The 23,098-nt window shown below is 48.7% G+C and carries 13 protein-coding genes and 1 pseudogene; all 14 read right to left on the bottom strand.

Annotated elements, in window-relative coordinates:
• Positions 1–86: 86 nt before the first annotated feature.
• The gene (locus BLT02_RS17320; protein WP_175453862.1) at positions 87–1,646 is read right to left on the bottom strand and encodes a hypothetical protein; all 1,560 of its coding nucleotides are present in this window, start codon (positions 1,644–1,646) and stop codon (positions 87–89) included.
• On the bottom strand, positions 1,643–2,530 hold the full coding sequence (locus tag BLT02_RS14360; RefSeq protein ID WP_092997015.1) for a hypothetical protein: 888 nt from the start codon (positions 2,528–2,530) through the stop codon (positions 1,643–1,645). Before BLT02_RS14360 ends, BLT02_RS17320 begins: the two co-directional genes overlap by 4 nt.
• Positions 2,531–2,547: 17 nt before the next feature.
• On the bottom strand, positions 2,548–3,441 hold the full coding sequence (locus BLT02_RS14365) for a hypothetical protein (protein WP_092997018.1): 894 nt from the start codon (positions 3,439–3,441) through the stop codon (positions 2,548–2,550).
• The gene (locus BLT02_RS14370) at positions 3,441–4,079 is read right to left on the bottom strand and encodes a hypothetical protein (protein WP_092997021.1); all 639 of its coding nucleotides are present in this window, start codon (positions 4,077–4,079) and stop codon (positions 3,441–3,443) included. The genes BLT02_RS14365 and BLT02_RS14370 overlap by 1 nt, the downstream gene beginning before the upstream one ends.
• Before the next feature lie 18 nt (positions 4,080–4,097).
• A complete protein-coding gene (locus BLT02_RS14375; RefSeq protein WP_092997024.1) occupies positions 4,098–5,384 on the bottom strand; it encodes a hypothetical protein in 1,287 nt (428 codons plus the stop codon).
• A gap of 204 nt (positions 5,385–5,588) precedes the next feature.
• Positions 5,589–6,527 carry a class C sortase gene (locus BLT02_RS14380; protein ID WP_092997027.1) on the bottom strand — a complete coding sequence of 313 codons (939 nt, stop codon included), beginning with the start codon at positions 6,525–6,527 and terminating at the stop codon, positions 5,589–5,591.
• A 686-nt stretch (positions 6,528–7,213) separates the two neighbouring features.
• Positions 7,214–8,149 carry a class C sortase gene (locus tag BLT02_RS14385; protein WP_092997030.1) on the bottom strand — a complete coding sequence of 312 codons (936 nt, stop codon included), beginning with the start codon at positions 8,147–8,149 and terminating at the stop codon, positions 7,214–7,216.
• A gap of 342 nt (positions 8,150–8,491) precedes the next feature.
• The gene (locus BLT02_RS14390; protein WP_092997034.1) at positions 8,492–10,156 is read right to left on the bottom strand and encodes a SpaA isopeptide-forming pilin-related protein; all 1,665 of its coding nucleotides are present in this window, start codon (positions 10,154–10,156) and stop codon (positions 8,492–8,494) included.
• A 250-nt stretch (positions 10,157–10,406) separates the two neighbouring features.
• Positions 10,407–16,781, bottom strand: coding sequence for a SpaA isopeptide-forming pilin-related protein (locus BLT02_RS14395; RefSeq protein ID WP_092997036.1), 6,375 nt, complete (start codon positions 16,779–16,781; stop codon positions 10,407–10,409).
• Between the two features lie 139 nt (positions 16,782–16,920).
• Positions 16,921–17,997: a signal peptidase I gene (gene lepB / locus BLT02_RS17960; RefSeq protein WP_242869830.1), complete on the bottom strand. Its 1,077-nt coding sequence runs from the start codon at positions 17,995–17,997 to the stop codon at positions 16,921–16,923.
• A gap of 217 nt (positions 17,998–18,214) precedes the next feature.
• Complete coding sequence (locus tag BLT02_RS14405) at positions 18,215–18,496, bottom strand: DNA repair protein (protein ID WP_092997038.1); 282 nt, start codon at positions 18,494–18,496, stop codon at positions 18,215–18,217.
• Positions 18,497–19,079: 583 nt separating this feature from the next.
• Positions 19,080–21,674, bottom strand: a complete 2,595-nt coding sequence (locus BLT02_RS14410) for a LuxR family transcriptional regulator (RefSeq protein WP_092997040.1) — start codon at positions 21,672–21,674, stop codon at positions 19,080–19,082.
• A gap of 218 nt (positions 21,675–21,892) precedes the next feature.
• Positions 21,893–22,495, bottom strand: a complete 603-nt coding sequence (locus tag BLT02_RS14415) for an HD domain-containing protein (RefSeq protein ID WP_242869831.1) — start codon at positions 22,493–22,495, stop codon at positions 21,893–21,895.
• 373 nt (positions 22,496–22,868) lie between these two features.
• Positions 22,869–23,098 (bottom strand): annotated as a pseudogene (locus BLT02_RS17590) (RNA-guided endonuclease TnpB family protein); the annotation flags it as partial.

The raw sequence follows: 23,098 nt of genomic DNA on the forward strand, positions 1-23,098 counted from the left end.
CAGCTTCGATAAAAACCCCCGCAGACCGCGTGGCTGCGGGGGTCTCGATTCATATCTGCAGGTCAGGATCTCCCTCCTGCTCCGCCTCAATAATCATCATCGTCGTCATCGTCATCGTCATCATCATCGTCGTCATCGTCATCATCGGCGAAACGTCTAAAGAAGAACCATCCGCCGCCTGCCAGCAGGAGGACGACAATAATGCCAGCCGCTACCTTCATAGGTGTAGACATGCCGTGGGCACGTACAACTCCTTCTGTCTCAGTATTCACGACAGTTGTTGTAGTCGTTGTCTCTGTATTGGCTGTCGGAGCTGTATTTGCCTGTGCCAGAGATGTCTGCGGGTTGGTATCGAGATCCAGCGTCTCCTGAGGCTGGGAGTTCTGCGTCTGCGGCTGCACACTTCCATTCAGATTGGAAGTTCCTGTGCCGTTGGCTGTATTGCTGCCGGACCCGGTACCTGCTGTTCCATTTGCTGCTGTTGTCCCTGTGGTTCCAGGGGTAGTTCCGGTCGTTCCGGAAGTAGATCCTGTGGTTCCGGGAGTTGTACCGGTCGTTCCGGTGGTAGTTCCGTTTGCCCCGGGAGTTGTCCCGGTCGTTCCGGTGGTAGTTCCGTTTGTCCCGGGAGTTGTACCGGTCGTTCCGGTGGTTCCGGACTGGTTACCTGTGGTACCTGCAGTCCCGGTCGATCCCTGAGTCCCGCCGGACGTAGTCGTAGTCGTGTTATTGGTTGTGTTGTTCGTCGTGCTGCTGGTCGTATTATTGGAGGACGTACTTGTTGTACGGTTCGCCGCCACCGCAGCCCTTGTCGTGGTCGTCGTACGCGTTGTTGTACGGGTAGTTGTTCTTCTGGTGGTAGTGGTCGTACGCCTTGTTGTAGTTGTAGTTCTTCTGGTGGTGGTCGTCGTTGTACTACGGCTCATCGCCCTGACAGTAGTACGGGTAGTCGTCGTACTGCTTTTCGTAGAGGTTTTGGACGTAGTTCCAGCTTTCGTTGTGGTCTTTGTAGATTTGACAGGCTCAAGCTTGTTGTACTTAAAGGTCCAGGAATTGTCCGATTCCTTTGATCCCAGTGTTGCTGTTATATTGTAGTACTGCGGTGTGTAACCTTCTACGTACAGGAAAGCTGTGACCGGCTTGTCTCCGACGTTGCCGTAGTAAGTCTCTTCTTTATGAAGAGTCTTTCCGCTGGCAGCATCCACATACTGCACTTTGTAAGCGACCTGATTATTTTTAATGCCGTAAGCTACGACAAGATCAGTATCCCGGTCGACGATAAAGCTGCCATAATACGGTTTGATTTCCTTACTTCCACTGACCGTATTATTGTCTCTGCCGCTCTCTCTCAGGCCTTTAATATAATACTTTTTATACTGATCGCCGTCCTTAACCTTAATATTCTTCTGCCAGTCATAGGACCAGCGGGTCCCGGGCTTGATCCCTGTCTCTACATATACACTGCTGCCGTCTGTAAATTCCCCTATATTTCCGGTAAAGATCCTTACCGTATAGGTATAGGTATCACTGGCAAAAGCAGGCAGCGCAAGCGCAGCGATCATGCACAGAGCTATGAATATGGCTGCCGCTTTGACAAATAATGACCTGCGCCCTTTTCCGGAGGTTATCGAGGCAATATTTCTCTTCATGCCTGGCCTCCTTTCTGTTTACGTCTCTCCTTCAGGCTGTAAAATGCCAGAAGCAGGAAGACCAGTCCGCTGACACCTGCGGCGATGATATACGGGATAGTATCCGTGTAATCACCGGTTTTAACGATCTCACGATGTGTAGTAGAGGTGTGCGTAGTATGTTTGGACGAAGAAGAGGATGAGTCCTTGGTCGTTGTTCTTGTCGTTGTCGTCGACGTCGCTGTTGTCGTTCTCGTTGTCGTTGTCGTCGTCGTAGTTGTGTCAGGCTCATCGTAAGCAGGTCTGAGTTCAACCGCGAACTGCATCTGAAGCTGTGCCAGGGTATCCTGATAATCATTGCCCTGTGTCTCGCCTTCGAGCGCGACCCTGAGGGTCAGGGTACCGCCCTCACCTTTTTTGAAGGTGTCAAGATAGAACCAGTCCTGAAGGGCTCCGGTCGCCTGATGAAGGCCTACACCGGATTTGCTCTCACCCTCGCCGCCGACTCTGTCACTGGAAAACAGGACCGTTTCCTTCCCTGTCGATGTGTTTTTGAAGGTCAGGATGTAGGAATAGGCGCCTCCCTGCAGACCGGTGTCTTCAGCCCTGGTATCCTCAAGAGATTTCAGTACCTTGTTGGTCATGTACCAGTCAACGGTCTCGTCATAATCATTTTTCAGATTGAGCACGATGTCAGTATAATCGCCCGGCTGCAGACCGTAGACCTGGTCGTCCATTTCCTTTGTCTTGAAATCACTGACCATTACTTTCTTTTCTGTAAAAGAAACACTCCAGCTTTTTTCTGTGGGGATCAGCTCTGCAAAGGCTGTCACGGATAAGGCACAAATCAGAACCGCTGCAAGGAGAGCCGGAGAAACAAGTTTTTTCATGATCTTTTTCATCATTTCTTCCCCCTCCTTTCTCAGTCAGCCAGCGTGATCATGCCTTTGTTATCGACATTCACATCACGCCCCCAGACGCTCTTGATCGCGTCTTTGGCATTGTGGTTCTGGACCGCGTCCACAACCGCTTCGAGGCAGAACTGCCATCCGTCATAGTCATATTTTGTCGTGATGGTCTTTCCATCATCGGACACTGTCTTCGTGACCTTGTCCCCGACCATCCTGTCGATCGTCAGCTTGTCACTGAGCGGTGTCTTGGATGTGTCCTCGCCGGGAGCCAGAACACTGTTGTAATAGACAACGATTCGTTCTTCTGTAGATGCTTTTTCATCCAGCAGCCATACATTGCTGTTGGTCAGATTAAGCTTGATCAGCGCCGGGGAAAGACCCTGAGTGGAAATGCCCTTCTTATCCTTCTCTTTGACGATCTCATTGCCTTCATCATCCGTCTCATTCAGGAAAACCTTGTTTCCATCGGGATCCACCCAGTATTTGTAGATCGTCACGCGGACATATTCTTCGATATTGCCGGTATTCGCAACGCTCAGTTCCTCTGTATAAGCCTTGCCGGGTTTGAATTCGGTATCACTGCCAAGAAATAACGAGTTGTCTGTTTTTTTAGTTTCTAGATCTGCACCTGCTAATAGCTGTAGAGATTCTTCATCCCATTTATCAGCAGTGTTTTCTAAATGGTCTCGATGTGCGACAGCTCTTGGTTTCTCATCGCCGGCGCACTTCTCCTGAAGTGTCACTCCGATACAGTGCATCTGCATCTGCCCGGAATAAATCTCGGAAATTGCCTGGAAGGCTGCCCGAATGCCGCCGATGGTTGAAACCAGCAGAAGCACAGAAGCCAAAATAAACAAGGCTATGGTCACTGCAGGGGAGGTAATCAGCTTCTTAAGGTTCTTCATCAGTTCTCACCTCCTGCGCCTTCTGTATTTTCAGCGGCATCCTCATCGGAGCCCGATGTCTCAGTAGCTGTTGTGCCGCTCCCGGTCCTATAGGTCTGAAGCTTGCGGTTCCAGTCTGCTTTTTCAGGAGGAATCAAGTTGCCGCTCTCATCGTACTGGATTTCTACGGTTTCATAAACAATGATCACGTTAAAGGAATCCGCATCCTGTATGCCGGAGTTTTCTCCGCTGGGGACATCCTTGATCTGGACCTTCAGGGGATCCGCTGTCTCTCCGGGCGGAAGGACATCCTGATAATAGACCCAGTCGTCGCCCTCGGGCTGCGCCCACTTTTCGCATTCATAGGTAATCTCATAATCAGGGCAGAAGCCTCTGGCCCGGATATATACCGGCCTTGAATCCTTAGGGTTCGCAGTACTCTTGATATTGATTACTTTCTGCCAGCTGTTGAAATCCTCTTCGACCTTTTCTTCATGTCCCATATGTAATGTATAACCGCCTTTGGCGGATGCATAAGTACTGAAATAAGCCCACGCGGTTCCCATCAGGGCACTCATGACCAGCATAACGGCAGCTGCCGTCAGAAGGCCTGTGCGGAGGGCTTCCCATTTTCTCTTTTTTTCCATATGTTTATCCATATGTCACTGCCCTCCCGGTTAATCTTCCTTATTAGTTGTGGCGTCCGACTGGATCACAGTGCCGTTCTGACTGCTGTCGGTCATCTGCTCCCAGCCCCATTTCGACTGTCCGGCTTTGTAAGTAAACTTGTTGGTGACGCTGCCGCCGCCGCCATGGGTATCATCATATTCATCTTCGAACGGTATGGTTACGGTCTCATTGGCCAGGATCGTCTCTGTCCTGACCGTATCATCTATTGTATAGGCCTGTCCCGCATAGACCTCTTTGACTACCGCATAGCTGTAGGCGGGAAGGTTCTCGATCAGGACTGACTTTTTGCCATAAGCGTCAAAGACGACTGAAACATTATTGTGATAGATCCGGTTTTCTCCCGGCTTTGCGGGATCATATTCCTCTTCACTGGAATAGACCGAAACATCGAAGACGACTGTTGCCGGATCCTTGATCAGCCTGGTCTTTCCATCCGTGGTCTTCTCACGCTGCGCGTAATCCAGAAGGTCTTTCTCAATCTTGAGATTTCCCAGTCTGGGGGACTGTGAAGGCTTCAGCATGGCAGCTGCGTCATAATACCAGCCTTCTCTGTCCGCCGTATTGGACGGCTGTGTACTGTCCATTGTCCTGGCGGGAATGGAAATCAGCTCCGGAGAAAACTTGAAGAGATAATGTCTGGAGTGGGCGATCGTAGCCGTGCCCCCGACAGCCGCCGCAGTCTCCGCAGTGCTGCCGGTCGAACCTGCAGCGGGAGCCGCGCTGGTATCTGTCGTAGCGTATTCTGCGATGTCCGATCCGTGGGCAAGGATCAGGTAGAGACCGGGCTCAAGAGGTTCGATCTTTGTGTCCGGGAGCTGTCCCATCTTCTTAATCTCATCCGGAATAGCATTTATACTGTCCGAAGGATCCCACTCTGTCTTGCCCTCGGGAGCTTCTCCGAGCACGATATTTGCTGCCTTATTGGCCAGTTCTCTCCAGCCGGCATTATCAATATTCTTGTCGATCGTGATGCCCCGGTAAGCAAAAGGCTCATTCACCTGCCAGTCATAGGTATCAAATCCCTGGACTGGAATTGCATCCGCGACGCGGTACAGGTCAATCTCCACATTTGCATCCGGAAGTTCCTCGAGCATCATGCTGCCCGCGCTGATGGTGAGGCTGCAGTCACGGTCCAGGTCAATCGATGACGCGAAGACCTTTTCCCCGAACAACGACAGGGAGAAGACCATGAACACTGCCGCCAGTATGAATGCTGCAGGCCGCCATCTGCCGCCTGCAGTCCGGCCCCGCCGGACGCTGTTTCTTTCCTTCATGGATATAATCCCTCCTCTGTCGACTGCGTTTTTGTTTTCCGTATAATTATTATAGTAATTTTATTAGAGAAATAACATTAAATATAGTAATTATAACCGGGTTTAAAGTTTCTGTCTGTATTTTTCATCGATCCTGTGCCTAATCCAGCCGGATCCATTTTAATGTCCACACCCTGTACCGGTATAAAAACCGCCGCCAGGATCTCACTCTGTATCTTCTGTATCGTTCTTACTATCGTTCTTACTATCGTTCTTACGACTGTCCTTTGATGCGATCTTTCCTATCGACCTGCGGATATCCGCTTTTGATCTCTTTGCCGTGCGGCGTTTGTTCCATCTGCTGGTGGAGATCAGAACATAGATCAACAGGATAAAGAGGATCGGAGCCGCGACCAGGGGTGCTACGATGACCGGCTCAAACCGCATGGCGTCAGCAGTGACACGTGTCGCATCCGTGTTGTCATTGTCAACACGGTGCCCGCGGACGAGCAGCCGGTGGGTGTTGACACCGTAGGGCGTGCAGGTGATCAGCGTGCAATAATCCGAATAAGGATCGATTTCCAGATCCTGCAGTTCCTGCGGCAGGACGATTCTGATCTGGTCTACCTCATAAGTAAGCGTACGGTCAAGGACCTGCAGCAGAAATTTGTCACCCGCCTGGAGCTTGTCAATATCCGTGAAAAGCTTGGCGGACGGAAGCCCGCGGTGACCGGATACCGCACAGTGGCTTCCCTCGCCGCCTATTGGGAAGGAAGTACCTATGATGTGCCCGATCGCGATCTGCAGGATCGCTTCATCTGTTCCGTGATACACAGGAAGTGAGATTTTAATGCTCGGAATATCGATATATCCCATGATCCCCGTTCCCGTGACATCCAGTATACTATTATATGTCTCTAATTCCTGCTCCGAAAGATTAAACCGTCCGGACTTCTGGCTGAGATACGTGTTGAACGCCTCTGCTTCCGCCCACATGCGGTCAAATTCCTCTCTGTCCATGTTCGCGACCGCAGCCGTATATCCGGCGATGGCGCGTGTCTGGTGAAAAGAGTTCCACCAGTCACTGAAGGTGGGATAGACCAGCAGGCCGACACCGATCAGCATTATCAGGACCAGGATTAAATTGCCAAATTTTTTTCTCATTCTTTTCCTGTGATATTGCCAAAAATATGATAGATATATCGAACAGGCCGCCTGTGCTCGTCTGTTCCTATGGAGAACCCCGTTCAGGAACCCAGTACACATTCTCCCGTCTGTATCATCCGGCTCCTTTAAAATCCAACAAATGCCCCAGGATGTACAAACAGTTCAGACAGCCTTGTTATGTTATTATATCAACATAATTAAAGCATATCCAGCGTCATTAATTCCGTCAATGATTTTATGTAAATTGTCGGCTCTATTTTTTTCACGATGAAATAAGCCATTGCGGCCCTCCTGAGGATTTGCTTCCGGAAAGCCGGAGTTTGTTAACAACATTTAACCAGCTTACAGATTCTATTTTGAACCCGGCCTGTTTCTATTCTTAAGTGACTCTTAAGCGACAGACTATAGCCGATGTCCGACCGGGAAAAGTATCTTCTTTATTAATAATATAGGGGTTACAGGCTTGCTTTATAAACCATTCATTTCTCATCCAAGCCGGATCGTTACCTGCCTGGGGCTGCTTACCAGGCAATCACATACCTCAAATCCTAAGTCTTTTGAGGTATGATTTCAAGTAGTTCCCATAAATAATGCCCGTCTAATAAAGCAGAGAGCCCTTTTGACACTATGCTTGAATCCAACACCCACTCAGCTGGATCTAACGATCATCAGTAAAGCCGGCTTCACTTCTTCTTGTTTTTCCCTTTGCCCTTTGGTCCGGACACTACTGTTCCGGTTCCTTTCATCACCTCACTGAGAGCTTTCTCCCTGCTGCGGCGCAATCTCCTCCTGTTGGAGGTCGTGACCATCAGCCAGATCAGGCCCAGGAGCAGGACAGGGGAGGCAAAGAAGGGGGCGATCAGCACTGGTTCATACTGCATGGCATCAGAGGGGACATTGACGCTTCCATTGGCTGTTTTAATCCTGTGGCCGCGCACCAGCAGGCGATGGGTGTTGATGCCGTAGGGCGTGCAGGTAAAAAGAGTGCACAGATCCTTATCTTCCTGAATAATCAGATCGGAAAAGTCGTCCGGTTCAACGATGCGGATCTGATCCACTTCATACGCCAGCGTTTTGTCCAGAATATTGAGCTGGAACTTGTCCCCTACGACCAGCTGATCAAGGTCTGTAAACAGCCTGGCTGTAGGCAGTCCGCGGTGACCGGAAAGAACAGCATGTGTCCCCTCACCCCCGATCGGCAGGCTCGTCCCAGACATATGGCCGATGCCCTTCTGGAGGACTTTTTCATTGGTCGTGTGGTAAACGGGGATCTTGAGGTCAAACTTGGGAATCTGGATATAGCCCATGACGCCTTTTTCATCCAGACTCAACTCCTGCATGTAGGCTGCGATCCATTTCTCATCAGGAGCCCAGTTATTTCCATATCGCTGTACGATTTCCTTATTGTATCTCTCTGCTCTCTCCCATTCCTGTCGTACCACTTCCGGATCCATAGAAGCAATCGCCTCTGCGTACTCTATCATGATAACAGACTGGTTATAGGAATTGTACCAGTCGCTGACAGTAGGGTACGCAATCAGCCCCACACCTGTCAGGAGGATCATGGTCAGGATCACATTGACGATATTTCTTTTTAACCAGCTAAAAATTGAATGCATTTATATATTTGTCCGTCTGACGGAATATTTTCCAAATTCATTAAAAGTAAAAATGTACTATTATCACAATTGATATTCAGGGTGTATTGGTTTTATATATACACCATAATGTACGTATCGAAAGGAGGCATTCCATATGACAACTACAGCCACCACAATGTAGACACTTATCACTAGAGGGTATTTTCTGTTTATCCACACGGGAGCCCCGGCCTCTGGCCAAGGCTCCCTTTTGCATGGATAGCTTTGCTGCTCATAGTCAGATATATTGACTCTGTATGTCAGATATAAAAGCTACAAAAAAGCCATTATAGATGAGAATAATAATTGCTGAGCTTCTGATTACTGTACATCCATACGGCGGCGGGTAATGAGGACAACGCCTGCACCGACTACAAGGATTCCACCAATAATGTAGAAGATTGTTGTGCCTATACCGCCGGTGGAAGGAAGGACAGAACCAACTCTGTCCTTAGCTGTCACTGAAATTGTCAGCTTACTTGTGTCTGTAACTTTCTCGGTCTGAGCTTTGATAGTAAAATCTTCATTATCAGCAAGATTATATCCCTTAGGAGCTGTAACCTCAACCAGTGTATATGTTCCAGGTTCAAGGCCCTTGAACTGGATCTGCTGATACTCTGTGCCCTCATTAGTTCCATCCGTGCTGGTCCAATAGGTTGTTGCGTCATCAAGAGAATCAACCCATGTTACAGCATATTTAGTCTCTGCACTTCCGCCTTCGCCGGCCTCAGTTCCTTCTCCGGGTTCGGTTCCTTCTCCGGGTTCGGTTCCTTCTCCGGGTTCAGTTCCTTCTCCGGTCTGAGCTCCGCTGCCACTCGTAGTCTCAGTGAGCTTATAATACTTACCATCTTCATTCTTTACTGCAAACTGTGCGCCAGGAAGTTTTTTCGTCGTGCTATCGGCATCTACCTTTTCAACCTCAACAATGTGGTTATAAACTTCAGTTTCATCGTCGTCAACATTGGTATCGTCGTTATACTTGATCGTAGCTTTGTTAGTTGCCTTGGTAACTGCTGTCAGTTTTGCTGTATAGGTAACCGTGACTTTTGTTGGATTCTTATAGGTTGCAGGAGTAACGGTCGTTACTGCATCATTTCCTTCACCAGTGGTTGTTTTACTTCCCCATGGAATTGTAACGGTCAATTTACCGTTGGTAACATTCTTTGTTATAGTGGCGGAAAGTGTCTGATCCTGATCGAGTGCAACTGCTACAGTACTAACATCAATATCAAATCCACTCGGGGCGTCTTCTACAACGTAGTTATATATGATAGTCTGCTCCCCTTCGTCATCGACCGCATAATTAGTAGCATAAAACTCAACTTGGAAGGGTACATCCGTACCAGGCTCAAGGTCTGCGACATCAACTTTTTTTCCATCGATTACAATTTTCTTTGCATCGTCATCTGTAGAAGGTCCATCTTCAATTTTACTGTTTACAGTTGCATTCGGATGAGCAGTGTCCACAGTGACACCTGTTTTTTCACCAAGTGATGAAGAAATGAAATAGTAACCTGCAGAACGTACATTTAACGTAATAGAATCTGAGCCATCACCGGTTTTCTCATCAACTTTTTCACAGACGAGTTTTATGTCTTCTTCATGATCTTTAAGCCATTTAATAATAGCTGCATCTGTCACAGACGCGCTGGCTCTCTCAACATATACGGTATTTGATCCTGACCATGTTCCTCCTGACAGCGTTCCCGCTTCAACTATCTTAAAAACAGTGTTGAAGTCTCCAATTATTGTAACTTCATGGTCGGGAATAAGAGAATAGTTTACCTTACTGGGATCAGCAGCATCGTATGTCACATTAAATACTTTATATGCCTCATACTTCGCATCTTTAATCGCACCATTCATAGTGATTTTGAAACTGTCAGATTCGCCACCCGTTTCTCCATTAGCAAACACCGTCATTCCCATACTCAGCACCATGGCCAAGGCGATCAGCAGGGCAAGAAACTTTTTCATTTTTTTCATGATCGTTTTCCTTTCTTTTTAGTCCCTTCAGGAGCAATGTCCTGTATTTTCCGCCCCCAAAGGGCAGTGTTTCCGTTGAATTATGAACGTCAATTCATACGTCTGTCCGAAAACAGTGTTTTGTTGGTCTTTTGGCTGTACTTTCTGTGGCTCTCTCGACAGTGCGTTCATCTGTACAGCCTCAAATCCCGTTTATGCGTCTATCACATCTTCAGATTCGGCGTCTGTTATTCGTCGAGATCAGAGGCTTTTATCTTACCCTCCTTTCCCGTCGCCTCATCCTGAAGATGTACATCAAAGCGGCTGCCATAAGAAGGGTGATTCCGCTTAATGTATAAATGAATGTTCCGGAGCCGCCGGTGTACGGGAGCGTTTCTCCCGGGGTATTTGGAATAACCAGTGTATCTTTGTTTGTACCTTCGGTGCGGGCTCCAATAGTATCTGAGTCAAATGCCGTCTGGCCAGTTGTCGTTGTTATGACATCTCCGGTTCCATCAGCATTAACCGTGAAGTAAATATCTCTGGTCTGAATAATATAGCCATTCGGAGGTTTTATTTCTGTGAGCTTATAATCACCTGAGGGGAGGCCCTCAATTTTCAGAGTTCCATCCGTCAGTGTAAGGGTCGCTTCTTCTTTCGTAGCGTCGATCTGCTCATCAGAAGCATAAACCCCTTCGCTATTTTTACGATAAAGCTTAAAGATGGCACCTGTCAGAGGTTCCGTACCTCCTTTGGCAACCTTTTTGAGATTTATATCTGCCGCCTTTCTTGTGTTGGTCACCGTCATGGCATTGCCGTCAGATACACTTGAGATAGTATTGCCTGTCTGTACCTCACCGCTTGTTGTCAGCTTGTAACTATAAGTGACTGTATAATTATTGTTTACCGTTTCGTCAATACTCAAAGTCACGCCGGCAGGGAGTCTTATCGAAGCTGTTTCGTCCTTTTTCAGGGATATTTTCAGTTGATCCGGATGTCCATCTACAGCCAATATGTGAGGATCTGACTGAGAAGGCAGTTTTGCAACAGCCGTTCCGTTTTTCGTTACCGCAGCAAGAATCTCAAACGTTGACCCATCATCATAACCTGAAACGTTTTTCGTTACCGAAACATTAACGGCATCGTAGCGGTTTGTATAGGTCATAGTATACACAGAGTTCGTTTCGGCAATTGTTCCGCTGATCTTACGTCCGTCCACAGTTCCTGTATCTTCTGTGTGTGTAATAACTGTTCCCTGCTCACCCGCATCAGAACCTTCTTCTCCTTGTTCTCCTCCTTCCTCGACTGCTTTATATTCATAATATTCTCTTTCTCCTGAAACGTTTACAAAGCTGAAGCATTCCTCCGGCATTGTAGAGGATTCCTCCACTTCGTAGGATGTACCTTTCGGGAGGTTCATAAACCTCAGGTTCCAGCTTTTTTTCAGTTTGAAAAAGATTGTTGTTTTGTTTGGAGCGTAATAAAAACCTGTGGGTTGATCGTTCTTAATTTCCGGCAGCACATTTGTCCCTCTGATATACTGGAGATCATCCGTGTTTATCACATAGTTGCCACTCTCATCCAGAATAGAAAACCACACATCTTCGTCATTTTTATCATCTACCTTAATCGTGAAATCAAACAGAGCATCTTCCGGTGTGTTATTTCCTTCAACTGCTTTTGTGACATTCAATGAACTTCGGCGCTCGTTTGTTGCTGTAAGAGAAGCAAGCGCGTCATCTACCTTATAGTACTTATCTGTTCCCAGATAATTCATTTTATAGTAAGTTTCATCACCGGAGATATACTTTGCCGGTGAATCCAAAGACTTCATTGCATCCGGAATAGCCTCTCCAGTCACCTCCACAAGCATAGTATCCACACCATCAATCTTCATTGGATGGACTGTAGGAACGTCAAGCTCCCAATAATATGCCAGATCAGTCGGTTCAGCGAAGGAGAAATCATGCCCGGGTGCCTTAATGGATACGATATCATTGTGTGTTGTCATAATGCCGATCGATATGAAGGCTTTGTTGTTCCATTCATTGCCGTCATTAAGTTCAATCTCATAGTGGTTTTCAGCATCCCTGGTAACTTCCAGCTCGATTGGTTCTCTGCTTCGATCATCCAGCTGATTCTCCCATTCTTTTGCGATCGCCATCTCTTCCACGGCGCTGGTTTTGACCGGGTCGGGATTATCATAGGGTTTTGTCTGAGAATCATTTCCTGTCCGGGTGTCTGTGTAAGTCAGGCTGGCTTCCGTATTTGTACTAAGGATATACTCATTTGCTTCATTCTCATCTTTGATTAGATACTTACGAATGTTCTCATCAAGAGCATTGTATGCGGCATCGGGATCTTCCGCATTTTTTAGATCCGCAATCGTATCAAGCGTAAACTGGCTCGGATAGCAGTCAAAGGTTACTGTATAGGTGACACCATCAAGCAGAGTACCAAGGCTGTTCAAATCCCAGTCCACTGCACTACTCGTCACTTCTTGTCCGTCAATGGTCGAAGTAGTCGTATTGTGGGTTGCTGGAGGAGGCGCAAACCTATAAAAGTCTGTCGCACTTGTCCACTCCAGAGTAAGCTTGTTTCCTGCTTCTACCTTCCCCGGATAGGAAGCACTTCCTCCAGGCCAGGTAATCGTGACAGTACCATCGGACTCAGCAGCCGTATACGTTACATTCTCTCCGGATATCTTGTCCGGCATGATAAATGAATAGGTATTTCCAGTTCCAGCCGTTACAGGTAAAGTGAGCCAATACTGATAGGAATCCTCAACAACAAGCAAATTAGCAACATCGCCGGAAGTTGTTTGAACAGCACTGGTAGTACCATCACTTATTGAAACAGCAGTAACGCCCAAAGTATTGACGATTTTCTGGAAAATTTCATTGATGGCCTGAGTTAATGCGGTAGTATCACTTGCCTTGTAATAACCTTCGGTTTCAAAGCTTGTTCCTGCGTTAGCCGGATCCAGGCTGTTGTATGCGTAATACATCAAAGCCGACAGCCAGTCATCATCATTCGCAAAAGCGAAAACACCGTATAACGCTCCGCCCTTTTCATGGCACTTATTTTGAATTCGTTGGGCTATAACTTTGGATGTATTGTAGTTCGGACGTGCTGCAGATTCATTCTGAGTCTGTGGACGTCCGTCCGTGATGAACACAACATAAGTGGGATCATCATCTGCACTGTCAACCAAATCTTCAGCAGCGTCTAATGCAGAGGTCCAGTTTGTATAATTGTGGTAATTCAGTTTATGGCTTGTCCCCGAACTGTCAACCCTATTCAAAATATCATTCTTGTTTGAAGTCCAACGACCTAAAGGGGGGTTGTTGTTGCCATTATTAGCAGACGTATCAAATGTAATAAAAGCCGCCTGAATATTCTCAGATTCTTTTTCCGGTGTATCCGGATTTTCGGGATTCTGATAGCTGAACAGCGCATTTGTAAAATCATATACTACTTTTTCACTTGCGTCCGCGCGGTCTATGCTATAGCTGTAACGCTGATCGGTATACTTCGTGTAGGTATACCGGGGGCTGTTGCCTGTACGGCGATAAACGGTACCGGTATAGGTGTCGTCTGTCAGAGCAGTGTAACTGTTGGTCCCATTACTTCTGTATAACTGGAAATAAACACCGTCTGAATAGGAGGTCGCATTGCTGCCGCTTGAGTCTATGCCCCGCCCGCCATATTGCATGGGAACATAGTTATTACGCTGATCATCCCATGTTCCATAAGGAGTTAACCCAGGAGCCTCCATCGATGTCGATGTATCATAAATGATGATTACATTTGCATTTGAAGCAACGTTGTTCTCGGTATCGGCATCACCTGTGACATTTAAACCTATTGTATAGGTTCCATCCTTATTATCTATCAAAGATTTGCTGTGCGCAGGTATATCGCCGGCATTTCTTAAAACACCCCCACCTGTTTTTGCTCTGACAGCCTTTGTTGCATTGACTATATCTGCTGCAGTATGAATTCCTGCTGACGGATTATAATTTTTTTCACCAGCTTCATAGCTGTCATAATCATACATGTATACGAGGTCATATTCTGAGAACCCGTCAACATCGTATATAGTCTCAGTAAAGCCCTCTTTTCCAGAGGTATTTTCCGAATCGATCAGGTCAGCCCCATCATCAGTATAATGTATTGCAACAAATCTATTCTCTTTTTCCTTCGGAACGACTTTTTCCCCTGTAATTGCATGATACCCATAGTCTACGGTGTCTTCTGTGCAAAGCGGTTCAACATATTCAATCCTGACCTGAACAGGAGCTTTGGGCTCGAACTCTTTCCCTTCAACCAGAATACTGATGTTAAGGAAACGGGCATCGCTCAAAGTTACATTGCCGTAATTCTTGCTCAGCACATCAGCAAGGCGCACGGAACGTTCGAACCAGTCCTCATCACCTTCCTGGATCTCTTTCACCTCAAGGGTTGCGCCTTTAGGGATCTGCGCGCTCTCGTCATAATTGACAGTAACCTTTAATGTCTTTCCATCTGCAGTGAGTAACGAGGTCGTGATCGTCTCGACCACGCCGTAAACAGAGAATCCATCTGCGTCAAAGCTGACCGCGTTCTTCAGTTCTTCCGCAGCTACCAACTTCGAATCCAGAAAAACAGCCTTGCCGGTGTTCTCTGTTTCATTCCCTGCATCTTTCTGATGCTCAAAATGCACGGCTTTGACGTCTTTGGTCAATTCGTCCGCCAGTTCAATCCTGACGTTCACAGGTTCTTTCGGCTGGATCCTGTCACCCCCACTTACAATACTGATGTCAAAGAACCTTGCAAAAGAGACCTTCTCGTCTTCGGCCAGAACTTCTTCTGTACCAGTAACATACTTTTTGAACTCTTCGGATTCACCGGAGATCTCCTTTACCTCCAGTTCAGCTCCCTGAGGAATGTCGGCTTCAGGTCCGTATGTCACAGTGATCTTATAGTTGTGCCCGTCAGAAGCAAGAACTGTTTTTTCGATCACCTCAGTCCCGATGACGCCATAAACCGAGAAGTTCTCCGCTTCGAAGGAGATCTCCTGGATCGCTTTCTTTTTGACTTCGGTCTTTGTGTCGAGGATCTCGGGGACTGCGATTTCCGGGATGGCGATTTCAACCGGATCGTTGTCCTTTTTCTCTGCTTTTTCCGTATTATCCGCTTTGACCGTATCCTCAAAGTGGACAGCCATGGTGTCGGCAGTGTCGGCTGCGGAAAGGGCATCCTTATATTTGACGGCGATGCTCACGGAAGCCGCGGGCTCGACAGTATTACCGTCCTTGTCCAGGAAGGTGATGTCGAAGAAGCGGGCGCTCTTGACGGCCTGATCGTTTTCCAGGCGGCTTTCTTTTTCAAGAGCTTCGAGGGTCTTCTCGTAGTATTCCTCGTAATCCGCGTAGAGAGGGTTCCCGTTCTCGTCCTTGTACACCTTGTTCGGGAGGATCTCCACGGCAGAGAGGGTCACTTCCGCCGGGAGTTTCGCCTTCTCATCGAAGGTCGCGGTAATGGTGTAGTCCTTTCCTTCATAAATGATGGTGGCGGGATAAGTGACTGCGGCGGCAGCCTGGTCGCCGGTCGCGCCGAGGGCGGTCAGGTCTGTTGCTCCGACAGCTGCTCCGCCGGCGGCGAATTCTACTGCTGTCTCCGCGGTGCTGCCTTCAATGACAGCTTCACCGCTGTTTTCTGCGGTGCCGGCAGAAGCGGTGCTCCCTTTGCCGGACTTATCTCCGGAGGCAGAAATACCTGCGGAGGCATTCTGTGTATTATTGCCGAGAGCATCCCCGGAGTTTTTCTCAGTAGAATCAGTAGAATCAACAGATGCATCCGGGGTGCCTTCGAGACCTTCTCCGTCCACAGTCTCCGGGTCCTGTCCGTCCGCATCAGGAGCTGAACCGGAATCCTCCAGTCCATTCTCCCCGTCTTCACCCTCTTCAAGACCTGTTCCGTCAAAACCTGTTCCGTCAAGACCTGTTCCGTCCGCGGCATCGGGCACTTCAGGATCGGCTTCGCCGTTCTCCGTGCCGGAGGTGTCTGTTCCGGTTACGCCTTCACCCGCTTCCGAAGAACTTCCGTCAGCGATCTCATCTCCGGAAGCCCCGGTATTATCCGCAGCGTCGGTGCCGATTTCATTTTCATCCGTCCAGGTGCCGGAACCATCAGGACCCGAATAATCGTCCCCTGTGTTCTCCACACCGGGCACGATTTCACTTGCATTATTCCAGGTATCTCCTGTGGCAGGATCCTCGGGCTGAATCCAGTCATCCGCAGAGCCGGTCTCTTCAGAGGAATAGTCCTCCACATAGCCGTCTCCCGCAGAATCAGCATTGTCCTCGTAATAGCCCCCGTCCTCCGGGAATCCCGCATCGAAGGAGTCCTCTCCAGCCGTGTCTACGGCAAGAGAATCGTCTTCCATGAAGTCAATGCCTTTACGCTGATCCTTCGCGACGCCCACTTCGACGCCGGGGGATTGGACCGCGCGCTGCCTGTCCATGGTAATTGCGGGCAGGATGAGCTCATAGGTGGTCGCGAAAACCACGACCGCCGCGAGGAAAGCGAAGATCCTGCGGTAGCGGGCCAGACGTTTATGCTTTTTGAAAAATTCCTCTGCCAGGCGGATGATAAAATCCATGTTATTTCTCCTATAGACACGGTTTTGAATGTCTAAAAACGATATTCCGTACCTGCTTTGATAGAAGCAGTGCTCCGTTGTATCTTTTGTCAGTTTCCGGTTTGTCAGTTTCTGTCTGACCGGACCGTACCGACGATGCTTAATTGACGAATCCGATCTTGCTAAATGGCCACACCCTGAAGACGATGTGTCCGACGACCTGTTCCTGATCAACACAGCCGACGGCGGTGTTGCGCGAGTCGATAGAGACCTCACGGTTGTCCCCCATCACAAAAACCTTGCCCTCCGGCACCTGGTAGGGGAGCTCGATATCGGTCTCGCCATAGGCCTTGGGCTCATGAAGGTAGGGCTCCTCGATACGCTTCTGGTTGACATAGACGTTTCCGTCCTGGTCGATGTCGACCCATTCGCCGCTGTTGGCGATCACGCGCTTGACCAGTATGTTGTTGTTGTAGTAAAAAGCGATGACCTCTCCCGTGCCCATCGAGCTGTTCTTGAGGGAGAGGACGATATCCCCGTTGTCCAGGGTTCCGTTCATGGACTGCCCGTAGATATGCAGGACGGGCAGGAACAGAATCGCCACCAGGACCGCCATGGCCGCGACCGTGATCAGTCCAAACACCGTGCTGCGCATGGTCGTGAAAAAGCGGTTGCGGTATTTTTCCTTTTTCAGTTCATTTTCCAGCAGCTCGCTGGAAGGAAGCTCCATTTCCGGGGAGGGCCCTGCGTTATCCCCTGCGTTTTTCAGCAGGACATCCCCATCCTTTCCCCCTGCGGCTTTCTGCAGGATATCCCCGCTCTTTTCGCCCGCTGCTTTAGGCGGGACATTCTTGTTTTTTCTGTCTGCGCCTTTTGACAGGGATCTCCTGATCTTTTTTCGCGCAGCTTTCCAGGGCGTATTCTTTTTCTTTTTTCCTGCGGGTTTCACTGGCGCGGCTTCCGCATCATTATCCGCGGCGCTCTGCAGGGCGTCTTCCTTATTGTCGACATGATCACCTGCGGATTCCGACAGCATATCTTCCTTATTATCGACATGACTGCCTGCAGATTCCGGCAGGGCATCTTCCTTATTATCGGCATGATCACCTGCGGATTCCGGCAGCAAGTCTTCAATAATATCGCCTGGGGACTCCTGCGCGGTATCGGAAAGGGTTTTGTCCGCGATGTTCTCCGCAGGCATCTGCCCCTCTCCCATTTTCCAATTTTTATCTGCCAAATCGATCTTCCTCGAAAATTATGTCTATTATGTCTTCTGTGATCTCAACTATTATGTCTTCTGATATTTCAACATTCTCCGGGATCCCGGTCTGCTTTTTAAGCAGTCTCCCGGGACTGGTTTTAACATTATCCCAGGGACTGGTTTTGACATTATCCCAGGGACTGGTTTTGACATTATCCCGGGACTGATTATAAATAATCTCCTGAGACTGGTTTTAAATACGCTCCTGAGGCTGGTTTTTATCATTATCCTGAGATTGGTTTTTGACATTTTCCAGATACTGGTCGGCTGCGGCCTGGGCAGCTTCAAATATACCGTTCAGCCTGAGCGCCGCTTCCGCGATCGACCCGGACTCCTGAATGCGGATCTCTCTGTCGGCAAGCTTTTCTTCCAGTTCACGGACTTTTGCGCGCAGGGTATCGATCTCACGGCTCTGGGCGAGCATCATCTCCAGCAGTTCTCCTCGTTTCAGCTTATGTAATTCTTTTTCTGTCATCTGCTATCTCTCCCGTTTCCCCGGCCTGTGCCTGTCCGGACCGGCCGTAAAGCCGCATTATACACTTGCCCAAAACGTCTGTCTGATCGTTTCATAAATCCGCCAGGTTCATGAAACTGATTATTCACAAACCCTTTTCATAAAACCGGTATTTTTCAAAGCTTATAAGTTCATAAAAAGAAGCACAATTTACACGCAGCAGGAGTCTTTGACTGACTTGGTGTAAATTGTGCCTGCGTCCAATCGTGTTTTACGACCCTTGGTATGAACACCGTTATTTTCTCCGTTTTCTTTGACCTTGCAAAATCAGCAAAATGAGAAACCATATCAGCCGCCAGACAAAATGTCAAATCAGCTGATAGAATACGGTTTTATGTCTAACGTCAGGCCTTGTCTCTTCGTTCCGCGCCAATCAATGTACAATTGCTTAAACTCATACAAAAGAAACAGGTCAATTCTGGGGTCTCTGCGATTGTCATTTTACCAGTAATTATCGGTAAAGCTATTGTACGAAAGGGCAATAACCGGGCAATTTTTATCCAGGAGCTGAGGCAGGTCTGCCTCCTTTCGCGGGAAGGCAGTTTCACCTGCTTACATCCCCCAGTTCAGCCGCGCGGCTGATCGCCTCCGCGCGGGTCCGCACGCCCAGCTTCTGATATACTTTAGTGGCATAATGCTTCACTGTGCGCTCGGACAGGGCCAGAATGGAAGCGATCTGGGCGTTTTTGTAGCCCGCCACAAGAAGAGCATAGACTTCCTGTTCCCGCCCGGTAAATGCGGGCCTGGAAACAGCAGACCGCATATAGGTCGGGTAATTAGCGGCATGCAGACGAGTCAGACGCAGGACGCTTTTCTCCCACGGAGCGTCGGGAAGTTCCATCTCCCTGAGCATATCCAGTACGCCGATTCCTTCATCCGCGATCACCCGCACCAGGCTGAAGCGTCTCGCCATGGAAACAGCAGTTTCCATTTCCTGTTTCCAACTGCCTGTTCCAGTCCGGCGGTCGATGATCGCCTGAAGAAGATGAAGCTTGATCCGCATATAGGGCCGGTTATACTGATTACAGTAGTTTGCGAATTTTATGGTCAGAAGTCTCGTCTTTTCCCACTGAGCAGTAATAATGTAAAGTCTGAGCTTCAGGAGCTGTTTATATCTGTCCAGGACGATCAGGTCACGGGTCTCGTCAGGGGCTTCCATCTCCAGCCAGTTCAGAGGCTCCCGCGTTTCTCCCTTCATCAGTTGGAGAGTCATCCGGTGGACCCGCAGGTTTTCCCTGAGTCTGACAGGAGCGTTCAGAGGCAGGTCTTCCATGAGGCTGTTCATCAGGCGGATTCCCTCGTCAGCTTCCCCTTCCGCCATCAGGATCCTGCTCTGGATACCGATTCCCGCACATCTCACTTCCAGATCCCCCGGGACACGGGACAGGCCCGCTGTCACTTTTTCCAACGGATCTCTGTAATCCCCATTCAAACTGCTCTCCAGATCACATTCCCCGGTCAGAATATCGCAGACACCTTTCCCGACGCTGCCCAGCGCCTTTTCCAGGGGCGGTCCGACAATGCCGGTAATCTTCTGTCCCAACGGGACCCAGTGGCTGAAATCTTTGCCGCCGTTCAGGAAGGAAACACTGTTTCCCGCCGTATTAAAACCTCTGTCCCTGTTTCTATACTGTCCGGAGTCGCAGAGACCGGCATAATTGTTAAGGCATCTCAGGATATTTTCAGTTCCTCTGTGCGGCAGAGCAATATCCAGGTAGGCTGCTGCCTCCCACGCGGCCTGCCGGCGAGGATCTTCGGACGGTGTGTTTTTTATAAACTGCGAGATCTCCCTATACCACCGTTCGCTTTCTTCAGGCCGTCCCAGCAGGGACTCGATCATGCACATCCCCTTCATCAATTCCGGCGAAGCCTTGATCATTTCCTCCGGGAGCATCGCATAGGCCTCCCGCAGCTCCACGGAATCTCCATCGGCAGGGCGCATATACGTGTCCTCGAGCAGAAGTTCCCGGATCTTTTGGATATTCTTCAGTTCTTTATAGAAATAAATCGCCCTGGAAATCAGGCCGTTCTGCTCATAATACCGGGCAGCGCGCTCATACAGTCCGTCGATAAACTCTCCGGGATACAGATTTTTCATCTCTTTGAACAGAGCTCTCTGCACGATTGGGACAAATCTATATCCGTCCCTGCTCTGCTGAAAGATCAGATAAGACCTCTCGTTGATACCGCGGATCAGGCCAGGAGCATTGAAAAGCCCGGTCACATCGCGCGCCATTTCATCCTCAAAGCTGTCAAAAGGAGACAGCTTGAACAACAACTCTTTCTCTTCTTCGGAAAAAGCCGGCAATATGTCACTGATCAGAAGTTTTTCAATATTGTCAAAAACCTCCGGTACGATCGCCTGCACAGAGCGCTCCGGACACTTCTCCTTTTTTCTGGCTATTGCCTGTAGTACAAAGGGAGTGCCCCATGTCACCTCCACCAGCCAGGCGATGTCCTGAGGTATCAGTTCCACTCCATATTCCAGAAACAGCTGCTCCGTCTCTTCCTCTGTAAACATTACGAAATCCTTATCAAGGATCTCTGCCGCGCCTGTCATAATCAGGGCCCGCAGCTCCATCGGACTCTTCCCCCTGCCGGCCATCACGATCCGCTGCTTTCTTGGAAGAGTCGCCAGAAACGCCCGCAGTGTAATTGTATCCGTATCCGATCTTCTCTGCGTTTGCCCTCCGGCTCTACTCCGATTTTCTGGAAAAAAACAGTTATCGGCATCCTGCCTGTCCCGCATATTCCAGGCACATCCGCTCCGCTCCTCCGCGGCCCCGGCTGCAGTATTCATATCCTTACTGTCCACCACATTCCCGGCAGATCCACTCTGCTTCTCTGTGATCGCGGCCGCGCTCCTTCCCTGCTTCTCCGAAAGGCTCAGATACTGCAGATCATCCACGATCAGCAGCGCGTCGGGATGTTCCTTCGCCGCACGCACAAAAGCCGGCCAGTCATCCTGTCCGGCTGAAAAAAACAGCACCGGTCCGTTCTGGCTCTGGGCCAGCTGATTCAGCAGCATTGTTTTTCCACTATAAAAAAAGGAGGAAATATAAACAATCTGTGTTTCTTTCAGAAGATCCCGCAGCTGTTTTACCTTCTCCGTTCTGCCGATCACATGTGCCCGTCCCATTGTATTCCTCCATCGCAATATCGTTCATATAACGACAGTATACCATGTGTTCTGTTGAAAGATATTGCCCGAAAGGGCAACGCATAGTCCGGGTAAAGGGCAACCGGGCAAAACTTACACAAAGGGTACCTGCAAAAGTTCCTGTGCATGTGGTCTCTTTACATAGTCTCTTTATAAGGTCTCTTTATAAGATCCCTTTATAGGATCCCTTCATGCAGTCAGCTTTCCGTTCCCAGCAGACCGATTTCCTCCGCATAAGGTCTCATGCCCTCGATGCAGATCTCAGCGACCTCTTTAACCTCCATGCCGAGCATTTCACAGCCTTTTTTGATCAGTTCGCGGTCGCACTTGGCAGCGAAACGCTTGTCTTTGAACTTTTTCATAAAACTCTTTGTGTTCAGATCAGTGATACCATGGGGGCGCATCCTTGCTGCCGCCTCAATGATTCCGGTCAGCTCATCAACCGCGAACAGGCTCTTTTCCATATTTGTCTTCGGCTCAATATCATTCAAAATCAAATAGCCGTGGCTGAGGATCGCCCGCACTTCCTCTTGCGTGAGTCCCGCTTCCAGCAGCGGCTGTTCTGTGTGCTGCAGATGTTCCTCAGGATATTTCTCATAATCATAATCATGGAGATAGCCTATTGCTTTCCAGTGTTCCTCATCCTCACCGAAATGCCTGGCCATAGCCCCCATAGCTGCCATGACATTTGTGCTGTGGCGGATCAGGTGTTCCTCCGTGACCATCTGCGCATTGATTTCCTTTGCCCTTTCCAGAGTGAGCATATTCGCGTCTCCTTCCTTGTCCAATACTTGAACCATTCTCTGCCGTCTCTTTTCCGGACTGCTTCCCAGACAATTACATGTCACAAATCCTAAATCTTTTGAGGAATGATTTCAAGTATTTACAAAGAAGTACTCCAAGCAAGGTTCTTAATCGTTACTATACACGCCCTATCGAGGGCGTGTATAGTAACGTGCGAAAATCCCATTCCAAATCGCTGCGCGATGGGATTTTCGTCGTAAAACTCGGGTTTTTCGCGAAAAACACGCGAAAAACGCCTCGAATTTCGCGCCGGTCTGAAAAGTAACTCTTAATCATATTATCGCGTGTAACGTCATGAAATACATATAAATCATTAAACTATATACAAATATTTTAATATAATATGTATCCTTCACTGTTCAATGGAGATCACACCACATTTACCACAGCCGGGTGTAACGCGCACCCTCTATCCCATTGTACTGGGAATACTTTTTTCATGATCTGATAGGCTCCATTCAGGTCAGCGTTTATCTTTGTCCCGTTTTCCGATATAAACATCCCGCGGCAGACGCGTCTTGCCCTGTTGTAGTACTCCCTGACAGGCTCTTCATTATCGATGAAGCTCGTACCGCTCGTATAGCTTTCTTCGGTCAGAA

This window comes from Sarcina sp. DSM 11001, assembly GCF_900101015.1.
Lineage (GTDB): Bacteria > Bacillota > Clostridia > Lachnospirales > Lachnospiraceae > CAG-791.